The sequence below is a fragment of the Flavobacterium muglaense genome (assembly GCF_014305155.1).
GTDB classification, from domain to species: domain Bacteria; phylum Bacteroidota; class Bacteroidia; order Flavobacteriales; family Flavobacteriaceae; genus Flavobacterium; species Flavobacterium muglaense.
Genome location: NZ_JACRUK010000047.1, coordinates 23,063 through 30,550, shown reverse-complemented (window position 1 = coordinate 30,550; position 7,488 = coordinate 23,063). Strand labels below are relative to the sequence as shown.

At 34.3% G+C, this 7,488-nt stretch carries 6 protein-coding genes and 1 pseudogene; 4 read left to right on the top strand and 3 right to left on the bottom strand.

Annotated elements, in window-relative coordinates; genetic code table 11:
* Positions 1–75 precede the first annotated feature (75 nt).
* Positions 76–1,293: pseudogene (locus H8R24_RS14680) on the bottom strand (RelA/SpoT family protein); the annotation flags it as partial.
* A gap of 72 nt (positions 1,294–1,365) precedes the next feature.
* Positions 1,366–2,151, bottom strand: a complete 786-nt coding sequence (locus H8R24_RS14675) for a TrmH family RNA methyltransferase (protein ID WP_187020382.1) — start codon at positions 2,149–2,151, stop codon at positions 1,366–1,368.
* A gap of 203 nt (positions 2,152–2,354) precedes the next feature.
* Here H8R24_RS14675 and H8R24_RS14670 point away from each other — a divergent pair, with 203 nt between their 5' ends.
* Genes H8R24_RS14670 through H8R24_RS14655 form a run of 4 tightly spaced genes read left to right on the top strand, consistent with a single transcriptional unit; the run spans position 2,355 to position 6,323 of the window.
* On the top strand, positions 2,355–2,957 hold the full coding sequence (locus H8R24_RS14670; protein ID WP_187020385.1) for a trimeric intracellular cation channel family protein: 603 nt from the start codon (positions 2,355–2,357) through the stop codon (positions 2,955–2,957).
* A 35-nt stretch (positions 2,958–2,992) separates the two neighbouring features.
* Positions 2,993–3,943, top strand: a complete 951-nt coding sequence (locus H8R24_RS14665; protein WP_187020387.1) for a FemAB family protein — start codon at positions 2,993–2,995, stop codon at positions 3,941–3,943.
* Positions 3,940–5,040 carry a DegT/DnrJ/EryC1/StrS family aminotransferase gene (locus H8R24_RS14660; protein ID WP_187020390.1) on the top strand — a complete coding sequence of 367 codons (1,101 nt, stop codon included), beginning with the start codon at positions 3,940–3,942 and terminating at the stop codon, positions 5,038–5,040. The genes H8R24_RS14665 and H8R24_RS14660 overlap by 4 nt, the downstream gene beginning before the upstream one ends.
* A 2-nt stretch (positions 5,041–5,042) precedes the next feature.
* Positions 5,043–6,323, top strand: a complete 1,281-nt coding sequence (locus H8R24_RS14655) for an O-antigen translocase (RefSeq protein WP_317172589.1) — start codon at positions 5,043–5,045, stop codon at positions 6,321–6,323.
* Here H8R24_RS14655 and H8R24_RS14650 read toward each other — a convergent pair.
* Positions 6,313–7,449, bottom strand: coding sequence for a glycosyltransferase (locus H8R24_RS14650; RefSeq protein WP_187020393.1), 1,137 nt, complete (start codon positions 7,447–7,449; stop codon positions 6,313–6,315). The genes H8R24_RS14655 and H8R24_RS14650 overlap by 11 nt on opposite strands.
* Between the last annotated feature and the right edge of the window lie 39 nt (positions 7,450–7,488).

Genomic DNA, 7,488 nt, shown 5'->3' with positions numbered 1-7,488 from the left:
CCAATTATGAAAGTGATTATTTGGTAAAATTAAATCCAGTTATATGAAAATTGAGAATACTTTTTCAGCAAGCCCTATGTAGATTTCTTTCGAATATAAATTCATTTTGAAATCTTCGACAAAATCAACTGCGCTACTTTCAGAGTTTTCCAGTGCTTCTTTTAGGAGGTTAAGCCATACGTCAAGTCCACTTTCTTCGGTGGCTCCGTTTTTATATTTGTAATGAGCAGCATAGCCTTTTTCGGCAATTTCGTCCATACGTTCAGAACGTACTTGTATCTCTACCCAGCGTCCCTTAGGTCCCATTACGGTAATATGTAGGGCTTCGTATCCTGTTGACTTAGGAGATGAAATCCAGTCGCGCAAACGACTAGGGCTAGGGCGATAATGATCTGTTACTATGGAATAGATTTTCCAAGCAAGAAATTTCTCGTCATGTGGATTTGATTTGTAAACAATACGAAGGGCAAATTTGTCGTATACCTCGTCAAAACTCACGTTTTGAGCTTTCATTTTTCTTCGAATTGAATAAATTGATTTCGGGCGACCTTTAATAATATATTCTACACCTTCAGCATCCAATGATGTTTTTATAATATCTGATATGTCTTTTATATAGGCGTCTTGCTCTTCTTTGGTTTCTTTAATTTTACTTACAATGTCTTTAAAAATGGCAGGTTCAGTATATTTTAACCCCAAATCTTCTAGCTTTGTTTTGATGTTGTAAAGACCAAGTCGGTGCGCTAGAGGAGCATAGATATATAATGTTTCAGAGGCAATTTTGACTTGTTTATAGTCGTCCATGGATTCCATGGTTTGCATATTGTGCAATCTATCGGCGATTTTTATCAAAATAACACGTACATCATCATTTAATGTAAGCAGCATTTTTCTGAAGTTCTCGGCTTGCATAGACACATTCATGTCCTTTTGAACCAAAGAAATTTTAGTTAATCCTTCAACAAGTTGGGCTACTTTTGGGTTGAACATGCGTTCAATATCTTTGACAGTAGTAGGGGTGTCTTCAACCACATCGTGCATTAAAGCTGCAGCGATGGAAGTGGCACCCAAACCAATTTCCGATGCAACAATTTTTGCAACAGCAATAGGATGAAATATATAAGCCTCCCCCGATTTTCGGCGTTGATCTTTGTGTGCTTCAACAGCGACATCAAAAGCTTTTCGAATGAGTTTTTTATCTTCGGGAGTTAAAGTCTGGTAACTGATGCGAAGTAATTCTTTGTATTCTTGAGCAATTGCTTTGTTTTCTTTTTCTATATCTATTTCTATCATAACAGCAGGGTTCAATTTCTAAAAATAACGATAAGTTTACATATATGCAAGGGAAAAAGAAGGGGTTTGCAATTAAAATCCTCGTTGTCTTTTGGCTTCAAAAATAAGGATGGCAGCAGCTACAGATACGTTCATGCTATCGATTTCTCCCTGCATAGGAATAATGATGTTTTGAGTAGCAGCATCGCGCCATTCTTGTGTGAGTCCAGTTGCTTCTGTACCAACAACTAAGGCGGTTGGAGTGGTGTAATCTTGGGTGTGGTATGAGGTTGAGTTTTGCAAGGTAGCGCAGTAAAAATCGATCTTTTTTTCTTGTAAAAAGGCAATAATTTGAGCAGTTGTACCCGTTGCAATTTGGTTTGTAAATAAGCATCCCACACTTGATCGCACGATATTTGGGTTGTATAAATCACTTTTTGGATTGGCAATTATCACCGCATCTAGATTTGCAGCATCGGCAGTACGCAATAATGCGCCTATATTTCCCGGTTTTTCGGGTGCTTCGGCAATAAGGATCAATGGATTTTTGGACAGCTTTAAGTCGGTTAATGACATCGATTTTGTTTTGGCCACAGCCAGAATTCCTTCGGTAGTATCACGATAGGCTAATTTTTGAAATACGTCTTTATTGATTTCAATTAGTGCTGTATTGGGTGCTGTTTTTTTGGCTTCATTTTCAGAGCAAATTTCAGGGTAAAACAAAACAGTTTCAATTTCATAGCCCCCTTTGAGTGCAATTGTTATTTCTCGTTTTCCTTCTACAAGAAAGGTACCTGTTTGCTTGCGATTTTTGGCTTTTTCTTGCAGCAATACCAATGATTTGATAAATGGGTTTTGGATAGACGTGATTTGTTTCAAGAGACTCTAAAATTTAATTACTATTGAGGGAACAAATATACATAGAGAAAAGGCAGTTTTATAAAATTAAAACGGAATTTTTATGGGTGTCCAAAGGATTAAAGTTTTTAATTAGGGGCTTTCACGACTAATTTTAATTAATTTTGCCAGCGATATTTGCGCAAAGCAATTCGAATTTCTCAATTTCAAAATCAAATTAGTTCATGTTTCATTTATTAGATATTATAGGAACATTGGCGTTTGCCATGTCAGGAGCATTAACGGCCATGAGTAAAAAAATGGACGCTTTTGGTGTGTTTATTATTGCATTTGTGACTGCTGTTGGTGGTGGAACGCTTCGTGATGTTTTAATTGGTAGAACGCCAGTAGGCTGGATGCTAGATTTGGAATATGTATATGTAATTGCTGCGGCATTTGTACTGGCTATTGTTTTTAGAAAGAAATTTGACCGTTTGCGAACTTCTTTATTTTTGTTTGATACAATAGGTCTTGGAGTTTTTACTTTAATAGGACTCGAGAAAGGTATTGGAGTAGGCTTGCATCCCATGATTTGTATAGCTTTAGGAACTATGACGGCTTGTTTTGGGGGTGTGATTAGAGATATTTTATGTACCGAAATACCAGTGATATTCAGGAAAGAAATATATGCCACAATTTGTATTTTGGGCGGAATCGTTTTTTTTGCATTGAAAAAATTTAATCTCAACGATGATGTGCTCTATCTGATTACGTCGTCAGTGATTATTTCATTTCGTTTGATGGCAGTTAAATTCAAATGGTATTTGCCTACTTTTGAAAGTAAATAAAAAAATGGTTACTTTCACACTATTAAATCTTCACTGTGGATAAATACGTTGTTCAACAATACCAAGAAAACGATTATGACAATTGGAATGCCTTTATTGGTCAAGCCAAAAATGCTACGTTTTTATTTCATCGTGATTTCATGGAGTACCACAAAGATCGGTTTGATGATTTTTCCTTAATGATTTTTGATAAACAGAATTTAGTTGCCGTTTTGCCAGCAAATAGAATAGGAAATGCGGTTTATTCACATCAAGGGTTGACGTATGGAGGATTGGTCTTTAAGGCGAAAACGATAGGTGAAAATATAGGATTTATTATGGAGATGTTGCTGTCTTTTCTCAAAGAAAACAGTGTGACTACTTTGTATTACAAACCTATTCCTTCCTTTTATTGCTTAAGCGGCAATAGTGAAGCTGATTTTTTTCTATTTAAAAAAGGGGCTATTCTAGAAAGGAAAGAAATGAATTTAGCAAGTAATTTAGCGTTGCCACTTACTATTTCAAAAAGTAAATTAAAGCATTTTAATAAGATTAACGGTTTCGATTTAGAAATAGTAGAGGAACAACAATTAGATGCTTTTTGGAAAAATGTTTTAGAGCCACGATTATGGAATAAATTTGGTGTAAAACCAGTTCATTCCGTGGAAGAGATTACAACTTTAAAAGATAATTTTCCAAGTAATATCAAGCAATTTTCAGTCTATTATGAAAATAGTATCATATCGGGAATTACTGTTTTTGAAACAGATACAGTGGTAAAATCGCAATATGGCGCCACAACAGAAATTGGCGAAAAGCTACGTGCTTTAGATTATTTATTTATCACCTTACTATCCAAATATAAAAAAGAAGGCAAGCTGTTTTTTGACATGGGGATTGTAAATGAGGACAATGACCTTGGATATCACGCAGGACTTTTAAAGCAAAAAGAAGAGTTAGGCTGTGCTGTGTTTAGTCAGGATTTTTATAAATTGACCATTTTATGATTCCATTCTTAGATTTAAAAAAAATAAACAAACCTTATGAAATGGCTTTTCAAGATAAGTTGAAGGCGGTTTTAGCTAAAGGTTGGTATGTTTTGGGGGATGAAGTTAAGGAGTTCGAAACTAATTTTGCTACTTATTGCAAGTCAAAATATTGCATAGGGGTAGGTAACGGCTTTGATGCTTTGGTGTTAATTTTTAAGGGTTATATGCAGCTTGGGAAATTGCAAAAAGGAGACGAAGTTATTGTGCCTGCTAATACATACATTGCAAGTATTCTGGCAATTATTGAAGCTGGCTTGGTTCCGATTTTGGTCGAGCCAAAGTTGGAAACCTACAATTTAAACCCTGATTTAATAGAAGAAAAAATCACTTTAAAAACGAAAGCGATTCTTGTGGTGCATTTGTATGGGCAAATTGCTGATTTAGATAACATTAGTATGATTGCTGTCGCAAATAAACTACTGCTTATTGAAGATGCAGCACAATCGCATGGAGCAATCAATAATCAAAAAACAGAAAACCTTAACCTTAAGTCAGTTGTAGCGTATAGTTTTTATCCAGGAAAAAATTTAGGAGCTTTAGGCGATGGTGGTGCTATTGTAACTGATGATGATGCACTAGCAAAAGTAATTTCAGTACTGCGCAATTATGGATCAGAAACCAAGTATCACAATGATGTCTTAGGTGTAAATTCAAGATTGGATGAATTACAAGCTGCTTTTTTAAGTGTCAAATTACCTGATTTAGATGCTGATAATGAAAAACGAAGAGTTGTTGCAAGGAAATATTTACGGGAAATCAAGAATGATAAAATAATCCTTCCGTTTTGGGATTTAAGCAATAATCATGTCTTTCATCTGTTTGTTGTTCGAACAAAAAACAGAAAGGATTTACAAGACTATTTGTTGCAAAACGGCATTCAAACCCTAATTCATTATCCCATTCCTCCACACAAGCAAAAAGCATTATCAGATTGGAATAATTTATCATTTCCTATTACGGAACAAATTCACGATGAGGTGCTGAGTTTACCGCTAAATCCCATTTTAGCAAAGGAAGAAGTTGATTTTATAATCGCAGTTTTAAATAAGTACTAATTGTGAAGGGGATAAAAAAAATAAGCCAGTCACAACTGTTTAAAATCACTTCTTTAAATAGTTTGAGTATTCTATTAAAAATAGGAATCGGACTTGTAACATCTAAGTTGTTGGCAGTTTTTGTAGGTCCAAGTGGTATGGCATTAGTGGGGAATTTGAGAAATTTCATGAGCTCTCTAGAAAATGTCGCAACACTAGGCTTTCAAAACGGAATTGTAAAATACACTGCTGAAGTAAAAGACGATAAACCTGAATTAGAGCGATTTGTAACAACTGTTTTTATTAGTTTATTGGTAGTAGCTTTAGTTTTGAGCGGCGGATTGTTTTTTTTAGCTCCATTTTTTGCACATCAATTGTTAGGAAGTAAGAATGATTATACTTTTGTTATCAAAGCTTTGGCGCTTGCGGTGCCGTGGTACGCAGTTTCTATAGTATTATTGTCGCTTCTTAATGGTCTTGGGAAGTTCAAGAAGGTGATTTGGATCAATATTCTTGGTAATGTTATCGGTTTGATTGTTGCTGTTTTTTTAATTTTGAAATATCAAACTTTAGGAGCGTTGCTAGCCATTGTAATAGCTCCCGCTTTATTGCTTTTTGTAGTCTTTTATGTTTTTAGCGCTGAAATGGCTTTTTTAAAAACAATTACTATTAGAGATTTTGATTTTTCATACTTAAAAAAGCTATCGTCTTATTCTTTGATGGCATTAGTCTCAACAGTTTTAGGGCCACTAGTTTTACTTTCAATACGAACTAATATCATTGAGAATGTAGGTATTGATCAAGCTGGTTTTTGGGAAACCATGACTCGTATTTCCAGTTATTATATGTTATTTGTAAGTACTATTTTGACTGTTTATTTCTTACCAAAACTCGCTAGTGCAAGAGATAATCAAGAAACAAAAGCGATCTTTTGGAGTTACTACAAAGGTATTTTGCCTGTTTTTATTATTGGGGTAACTGGGCTCTATTTGGCCCGTTTCTTTATTATTAAAATATTGTTTACTCAGGCTTTTTTAGAGGTAGAATCTTTGTTTTTCTGGCAACTATTAGGTGATGTTTTTAAAGCGGCAGCTCTGGTTTTAGGGTATCAGTTTTTTGCAAGAAAACTAACAACTGCTTTTATTGTATCCGAATTGTTTTCCCTTGCATTGTTTTATTTCCTTAGTGATTATTTAATTGGATTGTTCGGAATTCAAGGTGTTGTAATAGCGCAAGCAATTGATAATATGGTTTATTTACTTGTTTTGATACTTTATTTTAGAAAGAGTTTATTTAATATTTAGTCCAAGTTTCCAGATATTTATTTGCAATTGCGATATAATCATGCTCTTTTTCTACAAATGCTCTCGCTCGTTTTCCAATAGCGATAATTTCGTCTGGATTTTCAATTAAAAAGGATAATTCATGGACTAAATAATCGACATCTGCAATAGTATTTACCGCAACTCTGGAGGTTAAATTGTAGTGCTTTGCGAAAGCAATTTCGGCTCCCGTAAAAACAACTTTACCTTTGGCCATCGCTTCAAGTGCGTTATAGCCTTGATCATTGGCATAACCTTGGTCTAGTAATATGTGTGCTTTATTGTAAGAGTTGATGTAGGTGTTGTAAGGAACATCACGTGTTGTTATGATGCTAACTTTTGACTTGTATTTCACTGCGATTTGATCTAGTGCTTTTTCGAAATAATCGTTTGCTTTTTTATAATAATTTGCTTTGTTTATTCCATGAAAAATCACAATTTCACCATGGATTTCAAGGGGTTCAAATTCAATTTTATTGCTGTTAATTGGATTAGGAATTAGGCCTAGGTATTTTTTATTTCCGTGTAGCGGAATATGGTAGTCTAGATCAGTGGCAATGATTCCTGCTGTATTCGTATAAATATAGTCGTGTAGTTTTTTAAAAGAAGGTGTTCTGAATTTTAGTACGTTTGCAAAACTTTTTGCACTAATTCTGTTCCATAAATACGCTTGAATAACTGATTTGTAATTGGGGTTTTCAAAACAATATTTTACATTGAGATAATCATATCCGCAGGAAAGTAGAAATACTTTTTTATTGTTTTTAAAGAGAAATTGCAGTATTTTTTTTTCGTAAAAATATTGGCAATAAAAACTATTCTCATTAATGAGTTGTACCACATCATAATGCATGAAATTCTGATAGTTTTTCTGAAATTGGCAGTAGGTTAAATAAGAGCTAATATCAAATTTAGAAAGGGTATGTACCGCGATTTTAATCTTTTTGAGAATGCCGCTATCCCATTTTTTACGTAAAGGAAAATCAACAGGATAATTTTTAAAACCATCTTGATGACCTACAATAGTAACCTCATGGCCAAGTTCTTGCAAGCCTTCTTTGAGCGAGTTGTGTAAACGGCTGAATTCGCCAACAAGTAAAACTTTCATTTATGTGTATATTTGACAAATATATTTACTTTTAGACAA

What these genes read in the sequence shown, in the direction of transcription:
- H8R24_RS14650 (WP_187020393.1), bottom strand. Translation starts at nt 7,449, where the DNA reads ATGAAAGTTTTACTTGTTGGCGAATTCAGCCGTTTACACAACTCGCTC.
- H8R24_RS14670 (WP_187020385.1), top strand. Translation starts at nt 2,355, where the DNA reads ATGTTTCATTTATTAGATATTATAGGAACATTGGCGTTTGCCATGTCA.
- H8R24_RS14660 (WP_187020390.1), top strand. Translation starts at nt 3,940, where the DNA reads ATGATTCCATTCTTAGATTTAAAAAAAATAAACAAACCTTATGAAATG.